This window comes from Roseofilum halophilum BLCC-M91, assembly GCF_030068445.1.
GTDB lineage: Bacteria > Cyanobacteriota > Cyanobacteriia > Cyanobacteriales > Desertifilaceae > Roseofilum > Roseofilum halophilum.
On sequence record NZ_JAQPOK010000079.1, the window covers coordinates 13,624 to 39,305 of the forward strand.

Annotated in this window: 4 protein-coding genes; all 4 read left to right on the top strand. The window is 43.2% G+C overall.

Features of this window, described 5'->3' with window-relative positions:
• The first annotated feature begins 144 nt into the window (after positions 1–144).
• The 4 genes from PJF56_RS09795 (at position 145) to PJF56_RS09810 (ending at position 25,640) form a co-directional block, all read left to right on the top strand.
• Positions 145–5,880, top strand: a complete 5,736-nt coding sequence (locus tag PJF56_RS09795; RefSeq protein ID WP_283762485.1) for a type I polyketide synthase — start codon at positions 145–147, stop codon at positions 5,878–5,880.
• A 1-nt stretch (position 5,881) separates the two neighbouring features.
• Entirely contained in the window at positions 5,882–10,822 is a 4,941-nt protein-coding gene (locus tag PJF56_RS09800; protein WP_283762486.1) for a type I polyketide synthase, read from the top strand.
• Between the two features lie 31 nt (positions 10,823–10,853).
• The gene (locus tag PJF56_RS09805; RefSeq protein ID WP_283762487.1) at positions 10,854–17,393 is read left to right on the top strand and encodes a type I polyketide synthase; all 6,540 of its coding nucleotides are present in this window, start codon (positions 10,854–10,856) and stop codon (positions 17,391–17,393) included.
• 63 nt (positions 17,394–17,456) lie between these two features.
• Positions 17,457–25,640 carry a type I polyketide synthase gene (locus tag PJF56_RS09810; RefSeq protein ID WP_283762488.1) on the top strand — a complete coding sequence of 2,728 codons (8,184 nt, stop codon included), beginning with the start codon at positions 17,457–17,459 and terminating at the stop codon, positions 25,638–25,640.
• The last annotated feature ends 42 nt before the right edge of the window (positions 25,641–25,682 follow it).

Consider the following 25,682-nt stretch of genomic DNA (forward strand, 5'->3'; position numbering starts at 1 on the left):
AATCTCTAGTCTCTGTCAATACTTCTTGACAATTAATAGTTAAATTTTGTTAAGACATTGCTTAGAAGGGAGTCCTTGTGGTAGTGTGACTTCAAGTTAAAAGTTCCAAGAGTTTTTTCCTTGCATCAGGAATCCGTTGGGTTTATGCAATATTCCATTGAAAAGAAGGATATAGCTGGGATCGCAATTATTGGTATAGCTTGTCGCTTCCCTGGCGCGAAAGACTACCATCAATTCTGGCAAAACCTAGAGCAAGGAATCAATAGCATTACAGAAATTCCTGAACATCGGTGGAACATTAAAGAATATTACTCGCCTAATCCCCAAACTCCCAACAAAACCATCAGTAAATGGTTAGGGTTAACAGAAGATATAGACCAATTCGATGCTCAATTTTTCGGGATTTCCCCTAGAGAAGCAAGAAACATAGATCCTCAACAGAGAATGATGCTGGAGTTGAGCTGGTCTTGTGTCGAAGATGCGGGTTACTCGCTCTCTCAAGTTTCAGGAAAAGATATAGGTGTTTTTATCGGGGCATGTAGCTATGACTCTATTCTATTAATGAACCAAAATCAAGAGAATGTAGAAGGTCATAGTGGCACGGGAACTTGGACTTGTATGATTCCCAACCGCATCTCTTCATTTTTTAATCTACACGGCCCAAGTATTCCAATAGATACAGCTTGTTCAAGCTCACTGGTCGCTCTTCATTACGCGGTTAAATCCCTCAAAGAATCAGAATGTGAGATGGCGTTAGTCGGTGGGATCAGCGTGTTATTCACCTCAACAACCTACATCCAGATGAGTCAACTGGGAATGTTATCTCCAACCGGACAATGTAGAACCTTTAGTAGTGATGCAGATGGTTATGTTAGGGGAGAAGGAGCAGGAGTTGTTTTATTAAAGCCTTTGACAAAGGCAATAGAAGATGGCGATCGCATTTATGGTGTAATTCAAGGGAGTGCCATTAATCACGGAGGACAAGCGAGAACGATCACATCTCCCAATGTGTATGCTCAAGCTCAAGTCATTCGTTCAGCCTATAGCAGAGCCAATATTTCTCCGAATACAGTTTCTTACATAGAATCCCATGGAACGGGCACACCGTTGGGAGACCCGATAGAAATGAATGCTTTGAAAAGAGCCTACAGACAACTTTATCACCAGTATGGAGTGGAAAAAACGGAGAAACCCTACTGTGGTATAGGAGCAGTAAAAAGCAATATTGGGCACTTAGAAGGAGCAGCAGGAATTGCGGGATTAATCAAAGTCTTATTAGCAATGAAGCACAAAAAGCTTCCCAAAATTGTCAACTTCAAAGAATTAAATCCGCGCATTAGTCTGAAAGATACTCCTTTCTATATCTTAGAGGAAAATCAAGAGTGGAAAAGATTAACCAATCAATCAGGAGAAGAGATTCCTAGACGTGCCGGTTTAAGTTCTTTTGGTATCGGTGGTGTTAATGCTCATATCGTATTAGAAGAACCCCTAGAAGAAGTCAAAATTGAGAGGGTTATAAAGCGTCCGCAACAGATTTTAACCCTCTCAGCTCAGACAGAGGAAGCCCTAAGAGAACTAGCAACAAAATATCAAACTTATTTAGAGTTAAAACCTGAAGCAGCGCTACAAAATATCTGCTTCAGCGCGAATACAGGGCGGACTCATGTTGAAGAAAGACTGGCAATAGTAGCCGAATCAAACAGCGATCTACAGCAAAAATTAGCAGATTTGCTTCAGGGTAATGAGAGCAATGGAGTGGTGAGAGGAAAAGCAGAAAGTCAGGAGAAAAAGATTGCTTTTCTGTTCACAGGGCAGGGGTCTCAATATGTAGACATGGGAAGACAACTCTATGAGACTCAGCCAACGTTTCGGAAAATTCTAGATCGATGCAATGAAATTCTGAAGGAATATCTAGAAGTCCCTCTATTAGAAGCGATCTATTCTCAGCCTAGTTCTTCTTTATTAGACCAAACCGCTTATACTCAACCGGCTTTGTTTGCCCTTGAATACGCCCTAGCGCAGTTATGGGAATCTTGGGGGATGAAACCCAATGGGGTGATGGGTCATAGTGTGGGAGAATATGTGGCAGCTTGTGTGGCAGGGGTTTTTACTCTGGAGGATGGTCTGAAATTAATCGCCATGCGGGGAAGGTTGATGCAACAGTTACCCCCTGGTGGAGAGATGGTGGCAGTGATGGCATCAGCATCTCAAGTTAGGGCGGCTATAAGCGAGTCTAGTGTCCAAGTAACAATTGCAGCTATAAATGGGCCAGAGAGTCTAGTAATTTCCGGGCAAAGTGGGGCGATCGCCACCCTTTGCAGCAAATTAGAAGAACAAGGCGTTAAAACCAAGCATCTACAGGTCTCCCATGGTTTCCATTCCCCGTTGATGGAGCCAATGTTGGCAGAGTTTGAAGCAGTAGCTCAAGAAGTCACCTATAGTCAGCCTCAGATACCCATTATATCAAATGTCACCGGTCAAAAAGTGGGTTCAGACATGGCTACGGCTCAATATTGGGTCAATCATGTCCGACAACCCGTGAAATTTGCCCAGAGTATGACAACTCTCCATGAAGAAGGGTATAAAGTTTTCTTAGAAATTGGCCCCAAACCCATATTGTTAGGAATGGGAAGGCAATGTTTACCAGAAGATGTGGGAGTATGGTTGCCGTCCTTACGTCCGGGAGTAGAAGAATGGCAGCAAATGCTATTAAGCTTAGGGCAATTCTATGTCAAAGGTTTCAATGTAGATTGGTCAGGATTTGACCGCGATTATACCAATCAAAAAGTAGAATTGCCAACTTATCCATTCCAGAGAGAAAGATATTGGATAGAAAAGACTAAAAATCAAGACCGAAATACTAGCCATCAAAGTTCAAATCTACTCAATATAGGCGATCCAGAGGAATTAATTCAAGAGCTGAAGTTATCGGAAGAATTAACCGAAGAGGAAGAGAAGTTATTACCTAAGTTGTTAAATATCTTGAGAGCTAAGTATCAAAAGCATCTGCAAGATCGAGGTGATGTAGTGGGTGACTTTTATGATGAGTTAGCTGCGTTGACAGATGAAGAAGCCATTTTGAACTACATTCCTTTACCAGGGATTATCAAAGGATTTTCATGGGTTCTATTTTTCGCCAAATTAAAAACACAAGAGAAATATCACAAATTAGCATCAACAGCCCAACAAGAGATTAGAAATATAGCTTGGCAGCAAGTTGATTTTTCTGCTTGTCGTAAAGTTCTAGATATTGGTTGTGGCCATGGAACTGATTTAATGGCTTTAGGTCAGAAGTATAATCACTTAGACCTTTGTGGCTATACAATATCAGAAGGGCAAGTAGAATTAGGAAACAAAAAAATTAGTCAATTAAATTTAGAAGAACGGGTAAAAATAGTTAATGGGGATAGTTCTCAGGATGAGTTTCCAGATCGTTACGATTTGATATACGGATTTGAAGTTATTTGTCACATCAAAAAGAAAAAGGAACTCTTTTTAAATATCAAAAATCACTTAAATGATGAGGGTAATTTCGTCATATCAGACTTTATTTCTAATGCCTCATTTAACATTGATTATGATGCTCATTCATCTTATCTGATAACTGAACAAGAGTGGCTATATTTATTATCAGAAAGTCATCTCAAAATCACCCGTTATGTAGATATTAGTAACGAGATTGCTAATGGTTTAGACGATCCTAATTTCCCAGAGAATCTCGACTATGTATGTAGAAAAGGTAATTTAAACGAAAATGCCAGAGTCGGGCTGCAATCTTATGACAACCTCTACAAGATGTTGCGTAGGGGGCTAGTGAGCTATGTAGTCATGACAGCCCAAAAGCAAGACTCATTGTCAGTAGAGGAAATTTACCAGTGGAACCAAGAAATTCTCCAAACCCCCCTACGTTACTCTGATGTTTCATTACAACAGCTTTTCTATGGCATAGAATGGCAAAAGGTAGGCGCTAGAAAACAGCAGAAAAAAAGACTACAGCCCAGAACTTGGATCATCTTCAGCACTTCGGCTTCGCTCAGTGACCAGGATCAAGAGGGTGTAGGGGAAAGGCTGAGAAATATCTGGGAAGAAAGAGGCGATCGCTCTTTCATGGTATTTATGGGGGAAACATACCAGCACAAAGAAACAGGAAGTTGGGAACTGAACCCATCTAATCCAGCCGATTTTGAGCGTTTTTGCCAAGATGCAAAGGCAACTGTGGGGGAAAATCCGAGAATCATTCACTTGTGGAGCCTAGAAGCGACACCTTCTCAACAACTCAGTCAGTCTGCTTTAGAGTTAGCACAAAAGAATGGTTGTGGTAGTGTTTTGCATCTGGTGCAAGCTATGGAAAAATACTGGAAATCATCCTCACCGCAACTGTGGTTAATCACCAAAGCTTCCCAGTCTGTGTTGCCTTCAGAAGAAGTGGCAATAGCCCAAACTCCACTCTGGGGATTAGGAAAAGTCCTATCTCTGGAACATCCTCAATTATGGGGAGGATTAATAGATTTAGATCGGGAATCTTCCACGAATGAAGCGGAAATACTCCTACAGCTCCTAGAAGAAGAACAAGAAGAAGATCGACTGGCGATTCGTAATGGAGAAATCTATGTAGCTCGTTTAGAAAGACAACTCTTAGCAGAATCTAAACCCGTATCCTTGAGTAAGGAAGGAAGTTATTTAATTACTGGGGGAACAGGAGCATTAGGCTTGAATATAGCTCAATGGTTGGTAGATAAAGGATGTCAACATCTAGTATTAATCAGTCGCTCTCAGCCATCAGAGCAAGCACAATTGAGAATTGAGAGTTTACGCAAGCAAGGAGCAGAGGTGGTTGTAACTCAAGCCGATGTATCTGTGCAAAAAGATATGGAGAAGGCATTGAAGCAAGTGCAAGAAACCAGGCCACCTCTGAAAGGAGTAATTCATGCCGCAGGAGTTATCGGATCTGACCTGATTCAGGAGTTGGAACTTTCTCAATTTGAAACCATATTGCGTCCCAAAGTAGTAGGAGGATGGGTGCTACATCAGTTAACTCAGAAGCTTGAGCTAGACTTTTTTGTGAATTTCTCTTCCATTGCCTCAGTATGGGGTTCTAAAGGTCAAGCTCATTATGCAGCAGCTAACCATTTTCTGGATGGATTAACGGATTATCGGCAGTCTATGGGATTACCAACCTATAGCATCAATTGGGGGCCTTGGTCAGGAGGAGGAATGGCAGCAGGAGAGTCCATGAATTGGTTAAACCAAATGGGCGTAAAACCTCTAGAGCCTGAAAAAGCGATCGCGGCTTTGGAGCAAGTATTAGCCAGCCATAGTCCTCAAACCGTAGTCGCAGATATCAATTGGGATGTATTTAAGGAACTCTATGAACTCGGAGGGAAAGGGGCATTTCTGTCGAAAATCTCACGAGACTCAGAAGCAACAGATGGAGAAGGGGCTTCTCAACAGAGATCGGAAGTATTACAAGAACTCGATCGAGCGCCAGAAAGCGAACGGCTCGAAATACTGATCGAGCATCTGCAAACTGATGTCGCTAAGATTATAGGGTTATCGAAATCTAAACTTCCCGATCCCGAATTAGGATTTTTCAGAATGGGAATGGATTCCTTGATGGCGGTTGAGTTAAGAAATAGGTTGATTGCTACTTTTGGTTTCTCGATCAGTACAGCAACCTTGTTTGAAAAGTCTAATATTAAAGATTTAGCGGACTACTTGCTTGCAGAAATTTTCTCAGAAGAGCAAGATGAAGACATTGGGGTTGAAGAGAGTGAAAAGATAACTCCTCCCCAGAAGATGGAAACGGAGTTTGAAGGAGAAATTGATAGTGCGATCGCTTCAGAGTTAGAAGAAATTCAAGCTTTACTGGAGGAAGACTAAAATGAGCATATCCAAAGAAGTGCTTCAAACTTTGAAGGAGATGCGAGGTAAGCTTGAAGCCGTCAATAAAGCCAAAACCGAACCGATCGCCATTGTGGGAATGGCTTGTCGATTTCCTGGAGGAGCGAATGACCCCTCAAAATACTGGAGTTTGTTGCATGATGGCATAGATGCCATTAGCCCCGTTCCTGGCGATCGCTGGGATGTCAGTGCTTATTACGATCCCGATCCAGAAGTTCCAGGGAAAGCTTACACCAAACAAGGGGGCTTTATCGATCGAGTGGATCAGTTCGATCCCTTGTTTTTTGGTATTGCTCCAAGAGAAGCGGTGAGTTTAGACCCCCAGTACAGATTACTTTTGGAAGTCACCTGGGAAGCCCTGGAAAATTCTGGGCAAACCTGGACAAACCTGAAGAATAGTCAGACCAGTGTCTTCATGGGCATCTCCACAGATGACTATTCTGCTGTCATTCTCAAAGAAGCCAAAAGTTACCCGACTCTTGGCAGTAATAGGAGTATTGGTGTCGGTCGTATTTCCCATCTCTTGGGTTTGCAAGGGTCTAATATACAGGTCGATACAGCTTGTTCGAGTTCTTTAGTTGCTGCCCATTTGGCCTGTCAGAGTTTGCGATCGGGAGAATCCAACTTAGCCTTAGTGGGTGGAGTTAATTTAATCTTATCGCCCTTCAGCACGATTGGTCGTTGCCAACTGAGGGCACTATCTCCTGATGGTCGTTGCAAGACGTTTGATGCTTCTGCTAATGGTTATGGTCAGGGAGAAGGATGTGGTGTCCTAGTTTTGAAACGCTTGTCTGATGCAGTGAGTGATGGGGATCTCATTTCCGCCGTTATTCGAGGTTCTGCTATTAATCATGATGGGCCAAGTAGTGGGATGACCGTTCCCAATAGAATGGCTCAGAAAAAGGTGATTCAACAAGCTTTGACCAATGCCAAGTTAGAACCCAATCAAATTAGCTATTTGGAGGCTCACGGTACAGGAACGTCTTTAGGAGACCCCATTGAGATAGAAGCTCTGGCAGAAGTATACGGCAAAAAACGTCCGGCAGATTCCCCTTTAATTGTGGGATCGGTCAAGACCAATTTGGGGCATTTGGAAGCAGCAGCCGGTGTATCATCTTTGATGAAGGTGATTTTAGCTCTTCAGCACCAGGAAATCCCTGCTCATTTGCATTTAAAAGAACCAAATCCCCATGTAGATTGGGATCGATTACCGATCAAAATTCCGACTTCATTAATGCCTTGGTCTGACGAGGGAAAACCCAGAATAGCGGGGGTGAGTTCCTTTGGGATGGGTGGCACGAATGCTCATATAATTTTGGAAGAAGCACCAAGAGAAGGCAACAGTGAAGATGACGTAGAACGTTCAGTTCATCTCTTGACTCTCTCAGCTAAGACAGAAAAGGCTGTAGAAGATTTGGTCGATCGTTATCAAAAGCATTTAGAAACCGATCCAGATTTGGCAGTAGCCGATGTCTGTTATACGGCTAATACCGGAAGAGAACATTTTCAGCATCGACTAGCAGTGATAGCTTCTAAGCCAAAGGAATTAGCAGAAAAGCTATTGGCTTGGAAAACAGGCAAGGAAGTCGTTGGCCTATCTTGTGGGGAATTCGATCGCGGTAGCGCAAGTTCTAAAATAGCTTTCCTATTCACAGGCCAAGGTTCTCAGTATGTGAATATGGGTAAGCAATTGTATGAAACTCAGCCCACGTTCCGTCAAGCTTTAGAACGATGCGACCAAATTTTACAACCCGATCTAGAAGTCCCTCTATTAGAGGTGCTTTACCCTAAAGAGGGAAAAAAGTCAAGTTCTAATTGGTTAGACCAAACCGGTTATACGCAACCGGCTCTGTTTGCAATTGAATATGCTTTATTCAAGTTATGGGAATCTTGGGGAATTAAACCCACTGTGGTAATGGGTCACAGTGTAGGAGAATATGTGGCAGCAACTGTGGCAGGGGTGTTCAGTTTAGAAGAGGGCCTGAAATTAATGGCTATGCGGGGACGGTTGATGCAACAGTTGCCCTCTGGTGGAGAGATGGTGGCAGTAATGGCATCAGAATCTCTAGTGCAAGAGGCGATCGCAGAATATAGCTCCCAAGTAGCCATAGCAGCGATCAATGGGCCGGAAAGTACGGTGATTTCTGGTGCAGGTGAGGCGATCGCCACCATTTGCCGTAAATTAGAAGCAATGGGTATTAAAACCAAACCTCTACAGGTATCCCATGCTTTTCATTCACCCCTGATGGAGCCAATGTTGGCCGAGTTTGCAGCAGTCGCTCAGGAAGTCACCTATCGTCAACCGAAAATAAAGTTCATATCAAATGTAACTGGGCAAAAAGCAGGAAATGAAGTCACGAAGGCAGAATATTGGGTCAATCATATCCGACAACCCGTACAGTTTTATCAAAGTATAAAAACGTTACACGAGCAAGGAAACGTACTGTTCTTAGAAATCGGGCCGAAACCCGTTTTGCTCGGCATGGGCCGTCAAGGTCTACCAGAAGATGTAGGAGTATGGTTGCCCTCATTACGTCCTGGGGTAGAAGAATGGCAACAAATGCTATCGAGCTTAGGACAATTGTATGTCAAAGGGATAACCGTAAATTGGTCAGGATTTGACCAAGATTATACTCGTCAGAAAGTAGCATTGCCCACCTATCCATTCCAGCGAGAACGCTGCTGGGTAGAAATAGATCAACAGAAGGAACCTCAAAAATCAGGGAATATTACTGAGACTTCAGTCGTAAAACTCCTTACTCAAGGAAAAACAGAGGCGATCGCTCAACAACTGGAAAGAGCAGGAAAATTTTCACCAGAACAGCTTAAACTGTTACCCGAACTATTAGAGGTATTAGCTAAACAACATCAAGAACAATTAGCCGCAGTAACCCTCAGAAATGGGTTCTATGAAATTCAATGGAAACCTTTAGATCGATCTGGCTCAACAACAAACCTTCAACCCAGTCATTGGTTAATTTTTGCCGATCGCACAGGGAGAGCTGAAAAATTAGCCCAAAAACTCCAACAACAGGGTCATCAATACAGCTTAGTTTATCGGGGAGAGAGCTATCAAAAACTAGCCGCCGGAAAATATCAACTCAATCCTTCTATTCCCGAAGAATTGGACAAACTGTATCAAGAAGTTCAAGACCAGAATCAACTGCCCTTATCAAAGTTAATTCATTTGTGGAGTTTAGACACTCCAGCATCCAAAGACTTAACCCTTGACACTCTAAAAGAAACCCAAGTATGGGGATGTGGCAGCGTCATGCACCTGGTACAAACATTATTGAAAAACGCCAGCGTCTCCCCACTGTGGTTAGTAACCCGTGGCTCTCAGTCAGTCTTATCCCCAACCGAAAATAATATTACAGGACTAGCCGCTTCACCCCTATGGGGATTAGGTCGAGCAATGTCGATAGAGCATCCCCAATTATGGGGAGGATTAGTAGATTTAGATCCACAAGCGACCGCAGCAGCAGACGAAATAGAAATGCTGTGGCAATTATTAGCGAATGAACCAGAAGAAGATAATCTAGCCGTACGGGGAGAAAAGACCTATGTCGCTCGTCTAGCAAACCAAGAACCTCCAGAATTACCTCAACCCCTATCCTTATCATCAGAGGGGAGTTACTTAATAACAGGAGGATTAGGAGCGTTAGGATTACACACCGCCCAATGGTTGGCAGAAAAGGGAGCTAAAAATATTGTCTTAACTAGCCGCCGCCCGCCTTCAGAAAAAGTCCAAGAATCCATACAACACTTAGAAGAAGTAGGATGCCAAGTTAAAGTCTTGTTAGGGGATGTTTCTCGTGAAGCAGAAATAGCCAAAATTCTGGAACAGATTCAGACCTCAATGCCAAGACTCAAAGGAATCATTCATACAGCAGGAGTGCTTGATGATGGAACAATACAGCAGATGAATTGGGAGCGTTTTGCCCAAGTCATCTCGCCCAAAGTAATAGGAACTTGGAACTTACATCAATTAACTCAAAATCTGCCCTTAGATTTCTTTGTCTGTTTCTCGTCAATCGCGTCCTTAATCGGTTCCCCTGGTCAAGGAAATTATGCGGCAGCCAATGCCTTTATGGATGCTTTAGCGGGTTATCGTCAGAGCATAGGATTATCAGGACTAGCGATTAATTGGGGAGCCTGGGCATCTGAGGGCATGGCTGCGCGTTTAGCAGTGGAACATCAAAATCGCATCCAGAGCAGTGGGGTAAGTGAGATTGCCCCCAAAGAAGGAATGTATGCCTTGGATTTACTGTTAGCAAATCAATCTATCGATCCCCCTCCCGTCCCCCTTAGAAAGGGGGAAGTCAGCGGATGCTGCGCTGTTCCTGGTCAGGTAGGTGTAATAGCTGTAAACTGGTCGGTATTGGCAGAGCATTGGAGTGGTCTTCAAAAAAGTTCGTTACTACGAGAATTATTACAAAAAGAGGAATTAGTAGAACAGGATATACTGAAGCAGAAAGTCAAAGTAGAGATTTTAGCAAAATTAGAGGCAGCATCCCCAGAGGAACGTCAAGAAATTTTAATCGAACACATTCGAGGGCAAGTCGTTCAGGTATTAGGTTTAAGTTCATCCCAATTACCAGAAGTCAATGTAGGGTTTATGGAAATGGGAATGGATTCTTTAATGGCGGTGGAATTAAAAAATAGACTGCAAAATCAACTGGAAACTCATTTACCTGAGACCGTAGCGATGGAATATCCGACAATTGCCAAGCTGTCCCTATATATAGAGGAGTTAATGGAAGGGAAAGGAACAGAAAAGGGGACATTCCCCGATCAACTGAGTCCACCTGATAAATCGGAAATAGAGGGGGATATAGTCCCAGATCTTGAAGATATTTCAGAAGAAGATTTTGAAGCCCTAGCAGCTCAACAACTAGAAAAACTGAAAAATATGCTCTAAAGTTAACCCTATCAGTTAAGGCTAATATTTTATGGAACCGACTGCGAAAAAAGAGGAACTCTCATTATCGAAACAGATGTTTTTAGCTTTAAAACAAGCTGAAGCTAAATTGGAGAGGATGGAGCTATCAAAAAGTGAAGCGATCGCGATCGTCGGTATCGGTTGTCGGTTTCCAGGCAATGCCAACACACCAGAGCTATTCTGGGACTTGTTATCCAATGGTAAAGACTCGGTTAGAGAGATTCCCTTAGACCGTTGGGATATAGAATCTTACTACGACCCCAACCCTGAGACTCCGGGGAAAATGTATATCCGGCACGCAGCATTAGTGGAGCAGGTCGATCGCTTCGATCCGCAATTTTTTGGGATCTCTGGCAAAGAAGCACACAGCCTTGACCCACAGCAACGTTTTATTTTAGAAGTAACTTGGGAAGCTTTAGAAAGAGCGGGTATTAATCCCCAGGAATTAGAAAATACTCAGACCGGAGTGTTTCTGGGTATGGGTCAAAATGATTATGCGAACTTGGGTTTGAGCCAAGTTGAAAAGATTAGCCCTTATGATGCAACCGGAAATGGGTTTTGTTTTGCAGCAGGTCGGTTATCTTACTTTTTAGGATTGCAAGGCCCATCCATGGCAATAGATACAGCTTGTTCATCCTCTTTGGTTGCTATACATGAAGCTTGTCAGAGTCTGCGTCAGGGTGAGTCTAATCTAGCTTTAGCTGGAGGAGTCCAACTCATCCTTTCTCCTCAAGTGACCACTGCACTCTCAAAATTAAAGGCTCTATCACCCGATGGCAAGTGTAAAACGTTTGATGCTGCTGCTGATGGTTATGGTCGGGGAGAAGGATGTGGCATTGTAGTGCTGAAGCGTTTGTCGGATGCACTCAAGGACGGGGACAATATCCAGGCAGTCATTCGAGGTTCTGCTGTTAATCATGATGGGCCGAGTAGCGGACTGACTGTGCCCAATAAACTCGCTCAGGAAAAACTGATTGAGCAAGCTCTGAAAGCAGCCAAAGTAGAACCCGATCGCGTGAGTTATGTGGAAGCTCATGGTACGGGAACGTCCCTGGGAGACCCGATGGAAGTGAGAGCTTTAAGTAGCGTGTTTGGGCCGGGACGCGATCGCCAAAACCCATTGCACATAGCCTCAGTTAAAACGAATATCGGTCATCTAGAAGCTGCTGCTGGAATTGCCGGTGCGATCAAGGTAGTTTTGCAACTGCAACATCAAAAAATCACCCCTAATCTGCATTTTAGCAATCCTAGTCCCTATATTGATTGGGAGAATATCCCCTTAAAAGTCCCGACTCAACTCACCCCTTGGCTCTCATCAGGGGAGAAAAGAGTAGCAGGAGTAAGCTCTTTTGCCATTAGCGGCACAAATGCTCATATTGTTTTAGAAGAAGCCCCAAGAAAAGACAACAGTGAAGATGACGTAAAACGTCCTTTCCATCTCTTGACGCTCTCAGCAAAAACAGAACAAGCCTTAGAAGATTTAGTCAGTCGTTATCAAAACCATTTAGAAAATTATTCAGACTTACCCCTCGCAGATATCTGTTATACGGCTAATACAGGCAGAGCGCACTTTAATCATCGACTAGCCATTCTTGCTTCTGAGCAAAAGGAATTAACAGAAAAACTCGTTGACTGGAAAACTCAGAAAGAAGTCGTTGGCGTATTTTCTGGGCAACTTGATGGGAGTAGCCAAAGTCCGAAAATCGCTTTCCTATGCACAGGTCAAGGTTCCCAGTATGTGAATATGGGCAGGCAACTCTATGAAACTGTGCCAACGTTTCGTCAAGCTTTAGATCGATGCGACCAAATTCTACAAGCTTATCTAGAAGTTCCTCTATTAGAAGTCCTATACCCTAAAGACGCACAAAAGTCAAGTGTATTAGACCAAACCGCTTATACCCAACCGGCTTTGTTTGCCATAGAATACGCCCTAGCGAAGTTATGGGAATCTTGGGGAATTAAACCCAATGCTTTAATGGGTCATAGTGTAGGCGAATATGTGGCAGCAACTCTAGCAGGAGTTTTCAGTTTAGAAGAGGGTCTGAAATTAATCGCCATGCGGGGACGGTTGATGCAACCATTACCCCCTGGTGGTGCAATGGTGTCTTTGTTAGCATCAGAATCTCAAGTCAAAGAAGCTATAAGTGAGTATGATTCACAAGTAACAATTGCAGCTATAAATGGGCCAAAGAGTATAGTAATTTCCGGGGATGGTGGGGCGATCGCAACCCTTTGCAGCAAATTAGAAGCACAAGGCGTTAAAACCAAGCATCTACAGGTCTCCCATGCTTTCCATTCCCCACTCATGGAACCAATGTTAGCAGAATTTGAAGCAGTCGCTCAAGAAGTCACCTATAGTCAGCCTCGGATACCCATCATATCAAATGTCACCGGTCAAAAAGTAGGTTCAGACATGACTACAGCTCAATATTGGGTCAATCATGTCCGACAACCCGTAAAATTTGCCCAGAGTATGAACACTCTAAATGAGCAAGGATATGAATTATTCCTAGAAATTGGCCCAAAGCCCATATTATTAGGAATGGGTCGTCAATGTTTACCAGAAGATAACGGTATTTGGTTACCATCCCTACGTCCTGGAGTAGATGAATGGCAACAGATACTCTCAAGTTTAGGACAGTTGTATGTACGGGGCGCTAAAGTAGATTGGTCAGGGTTTGACCGAGATTATGTTCGTCAGAAAGTCATCTTGCCAACCTATCCATTTCAGAGGGAAAGATATTGGGTAGAAACTGGAAAGTATCAAGCCATCTCTACAACCAAACTTCATCCTCTAATCGATCGAAAATTTCAATCTCCGTTATCAAAAGATATCTTTTTTGAATCTGAGTTTAGCACCCATGCTCTACCCTTTTTAGCAGACCACCGAATATATGAAAAAGTTGTCGTCCCTGGTGCAAGTCACATTTCCTTATTGTTAGGAAGTGCCTCTCTAACCTTTTCTGCAACCGGATGTCAACTGGAAGATATTTTATTTCCCCAAGCCTTAGCCATTCCCGAACAAGGGGCACGAAATGTTCAGGTAGCCTTAACTCCACAGCAAAGCGACTATTCATTTCAAGTCATTAGTTTTGACAGCTCTCATGATAGTGATTCTTGGGCTGTTCATGCTACAGGAAAAATTTCTCCTACTAATGCTTCGCAAAAACAGTCTCTAGAAACCATAGAAGAAATTAAATATCGTTGTCCTGAAAAAATAGAAAGCACAGAAATTTACCAGAATCTTTGGGATAGACAAGTCCAATTACGACAAAGTTTTAGATGGATAGACCAAGTATGGTTAGGAGAGGGAGAAATTCTGTGTCAAATGAAAGTACCTGAGACAATATTAGATGCTCTTAAGTACCAAATACATCCCGCCTTACTTGACTCCTGCTTTCAGTCAGTAGCTGCACTTAACCTCAGTCTTTCTGATGACCAAAATGAAACTTTTGTTCCTTTCAGTATCGAGAAGTTTACTTTTTATCAACGCCCTGAGAATAGTTCGCTTTGGTGTTATACCCGTGGATTGAAAGAAGGATTGTCAGAAGAAAAACTGCTCAAAGCCGAAATACAATTATTTGACCAAACTGGAAAATTAGTAGCTGAGGTCAATGGTTTTGAGGGTAGGAAAGCTAATCCCGAAACTTTACTGAAGAGTCTAGATTCAGATTTAAGTGATTGGTATTATGAAATAAACTGGGAAGCTCAACCTTTAACCGAAACTACAAAATCTGATGGAAATCTCTCAGGTCAATGGTTAGTCTTTTCCCTGACTGATGAATGGGTAGAATCAGTCGGGAAGTATTTACAACAGAGAGGACTTAGCTCTATTTGGGTATCCCCAGGTTTAGAATATCAGCAGTTAGAGGCTCAACATTATCAAATTAATCCCACTGTTGCTGAACACTTCTCCAAACTGCTCCAAGATCATTCTGATATTCAGGGCATTTTGCACTTATGGAGTATCAATGAAACTGATTTATCGGGAACCGTAGATTTACAAACAGCTCAACAACTCGGTTGTGCAACAGCATTACATTTACTGCAAGCCTTGACGAAAGCTGGATTAACCCATACAACGCCGATGTGGTTAGTGACTCAAGGTACTCAGGGTGTATTGGATGCAGCAGAAGTTGTGCAACCCCAACAAGGAAGTTTATGGGGACTAGGGCGTGTGATGAGTCTAGAACACCCAGAATTAAGGTGTGGACGCATAGACTTAGACCCCAAATCTAATTTTTCCGAAATGCTCCCCAGTTTGGTAGATGAAGTATTTTCTCAAAATAATGAAGACCAAATAGCAATTCGTCAGGGAGTTCGTTATGTAGCCCGATTAATCCGACAACAAAAGCCGAAAATTAGCTCAGAAGAAACATTAGGATTAGAAAGTCAACCCGTGGAATTGAAGATGTCTGAATATGGACTGATAGACAACCTCAACTGGCAGGTCATGCAGCGCCATCCTCCACAAGCAAATGAAGTAGAAATTGAAGTCAAAGCCGCCGGTTTAAACTTCCGAGATGTCCTCAATTCCTTGGGTTTACTGAAAGACTATTATGCTCAGGTATTGGGTATTACTGACGTAGCTCAACTTAACTTTGGCTTAGAATGTGTAGGCTCTATTGCATCTGTCGGAAAAAATGTCTCTGAGTGGCAGGTGGGAGATGAAGTGATGGCTATAGTTCACAATGGCTTTAGTAGCTTTGTTACGACTCCTGCTGAGTTAGTCATGGCTAAACCGAAAAATCTGAGCTTTACGGAAGCAGCTACTTTACCCTTGACTTTTGCCACAGCTTATTATGGGTTACAACACTTGGCTAAAATTCAGCCAGGAGAGCGAGTATTAATTCATGCTGCGGCTGGGGGTGTAGGGCAAGCAGCAGTTCAAATTGCCCTCCAAGCAGGAGCCGAAGTATTCGCTACAGCAAGTCCTCCCAAGTGGGAATTTCTCAAGTCTATGGGTGTCAAACACATTATGAATTCCCGTACTTTAGAGTTTGCGGATGAAATGATGAGTCTGACTCAGGGAAAAGGTGTAGATATTGTTTTAAATAGTCTCAATGGAGAATTCATTGATAAGAGTTTTGCAGTTTTAGGGAACAAAGGACGCTTTGTAGAAATTGGCAAAATCGGAATTTGGGAAAAACAAAAGGTGATGGAGACGCGGCCAGATGTTGAATACTTGCCTTTTGATATTGGAGTGACGATCCAACAACAACCTGGTTTAATTGCGGAATTTTCAGAAGCATTGAACCAACAGTGTTCGTCAGGAAAACTTAAGCCACTGTCTTATCAAGTCTTCCCAAGTACAGAAGTGAAAGCAGCTTTCCGATATATGCAACAAGGCAAGCATATCGGGAAAGTGGTCGTTTCTTTGCCAGAGACTGGAGAAGAGCAAAAATCGATCAAACCAGACGCAAGTTATTTAATTACAGGAGGTTTAGGCGCTTTAGGTTTAGAAGTCGCCCAATGGGTGGTATCCGAGGGAGCCAAGCAAATTGTCTTAACCGGGCGTAGATCTCCCAATGAAACTGCACAAAAAATTATCGAGGAGCTAGAAACAGCAGGAGCATCAGTCAAGGTATTGTTAGGTGATGTCTCTACTGAAAAAGATGTAGCTCAAATTTTCCAGCAGATACAGACTTCCTTGTTCCCGCTCAAAGGAGTGATTCATGCTGCGGGAGTATTGGATGATGGCTTAGTGCAAAACCTCAGTTGGCAGCAGTTCACTAAAGTGATGAGACCTAAAGTGCAAGGGACTTGGCATTTGCATCAACTGACCAAAGATTTACCCTTAGATTTCTTTGTCTGTTTCTCATCAATGGCTTCGATGCTGGGGAATTCTGGTCAAGGTAATTATGCGGCTGCCAATGCTTTTATGGATGCGATCGCTCACTATCGTCGTGGCATGGGACTACCTGGGTTGAGTATCAACTGGGGAGCTTGGGCAGCAGGAGGCATGGCAGCTCGTTTAGCCAGCGAACATCAGAATCGAATGGAAACGGTTGGTATAGTTCCTATTAAACCAGAACAGGGAATGCAAGTATTGGAGTCATTGTTATCTGGCGCTCAAACCCAAGTCGGGGTATTCCCCGTTAACTGGTCAAAATTTTTAAGGGAGCTACCGGCTGGGCAAAAAATTCCCTATTTGGAAGCTTTCATTTCATCAGTAACAGAAACTGAGAATACACAACAACTTCTAGAAGAGTTGAAATCTGCTCCACCAGAGGAAGGAGAAAAAATCTTACTCAATTATCTCATCGATAAAACTTCTTCTCTTTTGGGCATGACTACTGCTAAAATAGGAATCAAGCAACCTCTAACGAGTATGGGTGTTGATTCATTGATGGCGGTTGAATTGCGAAACTTATTGCTGAGAGAACTAGAATTCGATCTTCCTCTAGAAAGGATAATTGATGGCATTAGTATTGTCCAAATAGCAAACTTAGTTGGAGAGAAGATTTTGCTCGAACAAATTACGGCTTTAAATAGTTCGCAGGCTCAAGATATAGATCGAGACGAAGAGCGAGAAGAAATCACTTTATAGTTGATAAAGACGAAATTACAAAAAAGCTGATTTGAACAATAAAAAATGGGAGATACTTAAGTTATGAATCTTAAAAAATTATTATATAAAATCTCTAGCCAAGGTATTAAAGTTTGGGCAGAGGGTGATGAACTAAAAGTTAATGCTCCCAAGGGTTCCTTAACAGCAGAAATTAGAGAGGTGTTATCCCAAAATAAGATTGAGTTACTACAATTGCTACAGCAAAGAAGTAGTAGTGTTAATGTTAACTCTATACCTTTAGTGCCCGTTCATAGGGATAGAAACTTTACTCTCTCCTATCAGCAAGAGCGTCTGTGGTCTGTAGCCCAACTCATGCCAGACAATGTAACGCTTAATCTATGTCAAGCAGTGCGGCTTCAAGGTTTAATCAATATTCAATTGCTGCAAAATAGTTGGCAGCAAATTATCGATCGCCATGAGATACTGAGAACGAGTTTTGCTTTAGTTGAAGGGGCTTTAGTTCAGGTGTCTATTCCTAAGCTAGAGGTGAGTATTGTTGTTGAAGATAATTCAAATTTAAGCGAATCTGAAATAGAAGATCTGATTGAGGAAAATATTGCCCAAGAATCTCGACGGTCTTTTGATTTAGCTCAAGCTCCATTATTCAATTTGAAATGGCTCCGGTTTGGCGATACGGATGGCGCTTTGATTTTAGTGTATCATCATATTATTGGTGATGGTTTATCCATTAATTTATTAACTCAGGAACTGCTAACTTTATACGATGCTTCTTTGGAGAAAAAACCATCTCCTTTAACGGATTTGGATATTCAATATGGAGATTATGCTGTTTGGCAGCGACAGTGGTTGCAGGGAGAGGTGTTAGAAAAAGGACTCAATTATTGGCAACAGCAGCTAACTGGTGTTTCGACTTTATATCCAGTACCCGTTGATAATTTGCAACTATCATCGGGCTTTGAAAGTAACCACAAATCTTTTCAAATATCTGCTAGTACCTGGTCTGCGGTTCAACAGTTAAGTAGTGAGTACAGTATTACTCCTGTCGTTGTCTTTCTGTCAGTCTTCTATGTCTTGATAGTTCAGTATTCTCTGAAGTCGGATATTGTTGTTGGTTTGCCCGTTTCAGGTAGAGTGCATCCCAAGCTTCAATCCGCTATTGGTTTCTTTACTGATATTATTTTACTGCGGACTCAGGTTGATGAGCATTTGGAATTTAAGGAATTACTCTCCAGAGTCAAAGAAGTTATGGTAGAAGCTTATGCTAATCAACATATTCCTCTAAATTATGTAGCAGAGTTTGTTGAACACCACACTTATCAACAATATAAGAATTTATTTCAGCTTTTCTTTGACTATATTGATTTTGGCGAAAATGCTCAAAATCATTCTAATTTTAAGGCTACGAAGATCGAGGGCAAATTGCCGACAGATATAGATTTATTTTTCACTTTATTCAAAGTCAATCAAGAGATTAAAGGAGGATTAACTTACAATGCAAACTGGTTTGAAGAGGAGACGATTATAGGTCTAATTGATTCTTACTTATTCATTCTCGAACAATGCCTTGAGACGACCGATCGGAAAGTCACTGAATTAGAACTCTCTCCACAGCTAAAGGTGCATTTCCGAGAGCTGCACAGTCAGTCAAGAAAACAGGTTCTGCTCAAAACTGCCTTAGAATCGATTCCTGAAGTTCAGGACTACGCGATTGTAACTAGGGATAATCAAGATGTGGCTTATGTAGTGGTTGCTGGTGATTTTTCTGTAGAGAAAATAGAGTCATTCCTTCAGGATCGTTTGTCTTCTGAGTTACTTCCTGCTGCTTATGTACCTGTATCTACCTTGCCTCGGACAGAATTAGGTGAAGTGGATGAAGCTGTTTTAGCTGCCATAGAAGTTATGGACGCAGATTTGATTGCCCGTTGGGAAGAAAAACTGCGTTCGTTTAGCGTCTCCGTAGGAGAATCGCACCCAGAAATAGAAGAAGCGGTAGTAATGGTTCAGTATCATCCAGCCCCAGTGATGGGGACGCGGGGACGCGGGGACGCGGGGACGCGGGGACGCGGGGACGCGGGGACGGAGAGAGAGAGAGACACGGGGACGCGGGGACGGGGCGACGCGGAGACAGGGAAAATTGAAATACTACCTGAAAGTTCCTTATCACCAAGCACCTCGCCTTGCCAAGTAGACGAAATTGCTGCATCAGTAGAGTTTGAAACTTGGACAGATTTACTACCGGGAACCGATCGCCCAGCAATTCTGGGTGTTGATGGGAGAAAACCCCTGACTCATGCAGCTCTCAAAGCATTTGTCCAATCTCCACCAGACAACGCTAACCTCAGCCATTTGGGGATTGGTATTACTGAGCGTGTCTGTGCGGCAATGCCCAACGGATCAGAAGCCGCAGTAGCATTCTTGTCTCTAGCACAGCAATGTGTCTTTGCTCCCATCAGCCTATCATTGACAGAAAAACAAGTTCTTTTTGAGTTAGAAGATTTGAGTGCAGTGGCACTGATACTCCAAAGGGGTGAAGCTAACCAAAGGAGTAATGCCAAGTTAAAAGCCTGTGCAGAAAGCTTGGGGGTGCGTGTTATTGAGCTAATCCCCGATCCTTCAGTCTGTGGTGTGTTTACTCTGGAGGAAGTGACGGCTAGTCAGAAGGCAGAACCCACCCCTCACCCCTCCCAGGAGGGGAATAGGAGGGAGAAACCGACTCGCGACCATGTGGCTTTGGTGTTACATACGAGTGGTACAACTAGAAAACCGAAGACAGTCCCCTTAACTCATGGGAATTTGACTGCGGGTTCTCTGACAATAAGTCGGACGATCGCTCTAACTCCAGAAGACACCTGTATCAATATTATGCCCCTGTTCCATATTCACGGTTTGTCGGTGAATATTCTGGCCTCGTTGCTCGCTGGTGCAAGTGTACTCTGCACGCCGGGATTATATGGGACAGAAAATGGGGTAGCTGATTTCTTCCGTTGGCTACAACCCGGTGCAGGAGAAGGAGAGGGACATGGAGACACGGAGACACGGAGACGCGGAGACGCGGAGAATGGAAATGCTACCCCAAATTTCCCTCACCCAGGAGGAAATCAGAGAAATGTGACTTGGTACTCGGCTGTGCCTACCATGCACCAAGCTATTCTTGAATATGCAGAACAGGCGATCGCGCAAACAGGAGCAGCTCCCCAACATTCCCTCCGCTTGATCCGCAACTGTTCCGCCGCCCTACTCCCTGCGATCGCTGAACGCATGGCAAAGGCCTTTAACTGTGAAATCTTGCCGACTTACGCCATGACAGAATCCATGCCCATTTGTAGCCCCCAACTTGGGCAAGGGTTAGCCAAACACGGTTCTGTTGGGCCAGCAGCCGGCCCCCAACTGATTATTGGCGAGGTCAAGGAAAACGATGCAGGTCAACCCACCCTCAATGTACTGCCACCTTACTCTGAAGGGGAAGTCATGGTAAAAGGTGCTTGTGTGACAGCAGGCTACGAGTTGCGGGATTGGATGGATTACAATCCCAACGAAGAAGCTTTTATCGAGGGTTGGTTAAGGACTGGAGATAAGGGATATCTAGATGAAGACGGTTATGTATATCTGGTAGGACGGTTCAAGGAAATTATCAATCGGGCAGGCGAGAAAATCAGCCCGATGCTGGTAGAAGATGTGTTGCAGCGACATCCAGGGGTAGGTCAAGTCGTTGTGTTTGCCGCCCCCCATGAGGTTCTGGGGGAAGTCGTAGGAGCGGCGATCGTACCCGTACCTAACCAACCTCGACCCTCGTTAGCCGCCCTACGTCAGTTTGCCCTGAAGCAAAAAGAACTCGAACTTCAGTGGTTGCCAGAATGCTTAGTGTGGATGAGTGCGATTCCCAAAGGCATGACCGGTAAGCCAGCCCGAATTGGACTGGCCAAACGGTTAGGATTGCCCGTTATGGCTGCTGATGCAACGACAGCTCCGAGAACTTTCGTAGCAACAGAGGGAGCAGATGGCAAGTTTAGCTTGGAAACCATCGATAATTCTCCGGCTCAGACTGAAAATGGCCAGGGGGTTTGTCAGAAGCTCTCAAAGTTAACCGCTTATTTTACCTCGAAAACCAAGAATTTTCCGATCGCTCAGTTGCAACAGTTGGCAGTGCGCGATCGCTTTGGTACTCCCAGCCAAATTTTACCGACTGATTTTGTGCAGTTAGAAGCATTTCCTTTAACACCAGATGGCAAAATAGACCGTAAACGGCTGCGAGAACTCGAACAACCTCAGACAGAGCAATCTCCACTAGCAGCCAATGAAACTCAGCAAAAAATCGCCTCGATTTGGCAAGAGGTGCTTCAGCTAGAAGAAGTCGGAATCACCGATAATTTCTTTGAATTGGGAGGCAAATCAATACTCCTCATCCAGGTCTACAGCAAACTGCGAGAAGCATTTGTCGATCTCAATGTAAAAGTGGTTGACCTGCTGACCTATCCCACCGTAGATTCCTTAAGTCGGTTTATTATCGGCGATCGGGAAGCTCAAGTCAGCAAAAAAAACCCAATCAAACCCTTCAAGCAACATCAAGATAATCGGGATATTGCCATAATTGGCATGTCTGGACGCTTCCCAGGAGCTAAAAACCTAGAAGAATTTTGGGAAAACCTCAAAAATGGTGTAGAGTCTATCTCCTCGTTATCCGATCAACAGTTACTAAAATCTGGAGTCACGACTGAAGCACTGAATGACCCCAATTATGTCAAAGTTAACGCTCGGATTTCGGACATTGATATGTTCGATGCTGACTTCTTTAACTACTCTCGACGAGAAGCGACAGAAATAGACCCACAACAAAGACTTTTCTTAGAATCGGCTTGGGAAGCCATAGAAAATGGGGGTTATAATCCCAAGACTTATCAAGGTTCAATTGGAGTTTACGCCGGTGGTGGAATCCCTAGCTACTTAATCTCTTACATAGGAGAGAAAGATCTGGTCGTAATCAATAAGCGCTCCCTAGAACAACTCTTTGGCAACGACAAAGATTACCTCGCCACCAGAGCCGCTTACAAATTGAACCTCACCGGCCCAGCAATCAACGTTCAAACCGCTTGCTCAACTTCATTAGTGGCAGTTCACTTGGCTTGCCAAAGTTTACTCAGTGGTGAATGTGATATGGCACTAGCCGGTGGTGTCTCCATCCAAGTCCCCCAAGAGGTAGGATACACCTACCAAGAAGGCATGATTTTCTCCCCAGATGGTCATTGCCGACCCTTTGATGCTAACGCTCAGGGGACAGTTTTTGGTAATGGTGTCGGCGTGGTTTTACTCAAGCCCCTCTCTCAAGCGATCGCCGACGGAGATTGTATTCAGGCAGTCATTAAGGGTTCTGCCATTAATAATGATGGCTCTTTCAAATTGGGCTACACAGCACCGAGCGTAGACGGTCAAATCGGTGTTATTTCCAGAGCTTTGGCGATCGCTCGAATTAATCCAGAGACCATTACCTATATAGAAGCTCATGGTACTGGCACAGAATTAGGCGACCCCATTGAACTTGAAGCATTAACCAAAACCTTTTCTGAGCATACCCAGAAAAAGCAATTTTGCGCTGTAGGTTCGGTAAAGAGCAATGTAGGTCACTTGAATACAGCAGCAGGAGTGGTATCCCTAATCAAAACCGTATTAGCTCTCAAACATGGGTTAATACCACCGAGTTTACATTTTAAGCAACCATCACCCCAAATTGATTTTCCCAATAGTCCATTTTACGTCAACACCCATCTGTCTGAATGGAGTAGCAATGGTACTCCTCGCCGAGCCGGGGTAAGTTCTTTTGGTATTGGAGGAACCAATGCTCATCTAGTCCTGGAAGAAGCTCCCAGACAAGGCAACCCTCAAGATCCCTTAGAGCGTTCAGTTCATCTATTAACTCTCTCAGCCAAAACACAAAAAGCTCTTGAAGAGTTAGTCAGTCGTTATTGTGATTACCTAGGAACTCATCCAGAATCGGATCTTGCAGATATTTGTTACACTGCCAATACAGGAAGAGTTCACTTTAACCACAGACTAGCCGTTATAGCCAATAGCCAAACTGAATTAGCCAAAAAACTGCATCAATTCCTAGGAGAAGATGAAGCAACAGGCATCTTTTCCAGAGAATTATCTAAAGAAATTACGGCCACAAAAGTAGCTTTCCTCTTCACAGGTCAAGGTTCCCAATACCTGAACATGGCAAGAAAGCTATATGAACAAGCCCCCGTATTCCGAGCAGCACTGGAGCAATGTAATCAAATTCTAAGTAGTTTAGAAACTTTTCAGGAAAAATCATTACTAGAAATTCTCTATCCAGCAGCTCAAGATCGGCCAAGTTCATCCGTACTAGACCAAACCGCTTATACCCAACCCGCCCTATTTGCCATAGAATACGCTCTCTTCAAATTATGGGAATCATGGGGAATCAAACCCGATGTAATTATGGGTCACAGTGTAGGAGAATATGTAGCAGCAACCGTAGCAGGAGTATTTAGCCTCGAAGATGGCCTCAAACTAATAGCCATGCGGGGACAATTAATGCAAAAGCTACCCTCCGGCGGTAAAATGGTATCTATAATGGCATCAGAATCTCAGGTGACAGAAGCCATAAAAGAATATAGTTCCCAAGTCACCATAGCAGCAGTTAACGGACCAGAAAGTATCGTAATTTCAGGTGAAAGTGCAGCCATAGACCGTATTTGTAGTCTATTTGAATCAAAAGAAGTCACAACCAAACAACTACAAGTATCCCATGCCTTCCATTCCCCATTAATGGAACCAATGCTAACGGAATTTACAGCAGTAGCCAAAGAAATTACCTATAATCAACCGAAAATACCACTCATATCCAACGTTACAGGAAAACAAGCAGACGATAGTATTGCTTCAGCACAATATTGGGTAACTCATGTCCGTCAACCCGTAAAGTTTGTCCAAGGAATACAAACTTTGCACAAACAAGGTGCTACAATCTTCCTAGAAATAGGGCCAAAACCGGTACTGTTAGGTATGGGTCGTCAGTGTCTTATGGGAGAAAAAAAACTATGGCTGCCCAGTTTACGTTCGGGAAAACCAGACTGGTTACAAATGCTCCAAAGTCTGGGAGAATTGTATGTACGGGCAATCAACATTGATTGGTTAGGATTTGATCGGGATTATTACCGTCATAAGGTAGAGTTACCAACCTACCCTTGGCAGCGAAAAAGTTATTGGATAACAGATATTCGACAACGGAAAGCTCAAGAGAAAAAGATGGTAACATCGGCAGAAAAAGTAAAACTTGATGAACTCAATCCCCAGCTAAAGGACAAACCAATGAACGAAGATACAATCTTGCACCCACCCAAACTGAGATTATCAGATCCAGAATCAGTATATCTAGAAAGTGCTGCCCCAACTCTAGAACCTCCAGCCAAAATTGAAGTGCCGCAGTTGGTGGTTCAAGCAAAACCTGCTGATAGGGAATCTGAAAATGTAACCCAATTGAAGAGCCTCGATACCAATCTGGCTCAAATCAAAGAAACCCTCAAAGAAAGTCTGGCAGTAGCTTTGTATGCAGAGATCAGTGAAATCGAAGAAGACCAAAAGTTTGTTGATTTAGGTTTAGACTCCATTGTGGGAGTTGAATGGATAACTGAAATTAATAAAACCTACAATTTCAATCTAAAGGCAACGAAACTATACGATTACCCCACCTTGTTAGATTTGGCACAGTATATCGCTGACAGCCTATCAACTCAGGATAGAAAGATTGATGTCGAGCGATCGCCATCTGCCCCAACTCGAACAGCGATCGGCAAGCCATCTCTACCATCAACTCCCTCCCAGAACAATTTCTCACACATCAAAGAACTTTTGAAACAACAGTTAGCGGAAGCTCTGTATGCGGATATCAGTGAAATTGAAGAAGACCAAAAGTTTGTCGATTTAGGTTTAGATTCTATTGTGGGAGTCGAATGGATAACTGAAATCAATAAAACCTACAATTTAAACATCAAGGCCACAAAACTATACGACTACCCAACCTTATTAGATTTCACAAAGTATATTACCCAGGAACTTGGCGCTACCCAAGGAATCCTTTTACCAAAAGAGTATAAAAAAACCATTCAAAAAGACGATTCACCTAGAAATTCTCAAGAAGACATGGCACAAAAACTACGCTCAATATTGAAGAAAGTGGCAAACAAAGAATTAACCGTCCAGGAAGGAAATCAAATGATTCAACAAATCAAAAATCAAGCAAAAACATAGTACGATCTTTCAGGAAGATTTGATAAATCTATAATAAATCAG

Excerpts from the sequence above, each read along its gene's own strand:
- PJF56_RS09795 (WP_283762485.1), top strand. The coding sequence starts at position 145 with ATGCAATATTCCATTGAAAAGAAGGATATAGCTGGGATCGCAATTATT.
- PJF56_RS09800 (WP_283762486.1), top strand. The coding sequence starts at position 5,882 with ATGAGCATATCCAAAGAAGTGCTTCAAACTTTGAAGGAGATGCGAGGT.
- PJF56_RS09805 (WP_283762487.1), top strand. The coding sequence starts at position 10,854 with ATGGAACCGACTGCGAAAAAAGAGGAACTCTCATTATCGAAACAGATG.
- PJF56_RS09810 (WP_283762488.1), top strand. The coding sequence starts at position 17,457 with ATGAATCTTAAAAAATTATTATATAAAATCTCTAGCCAAGGTATTAAA.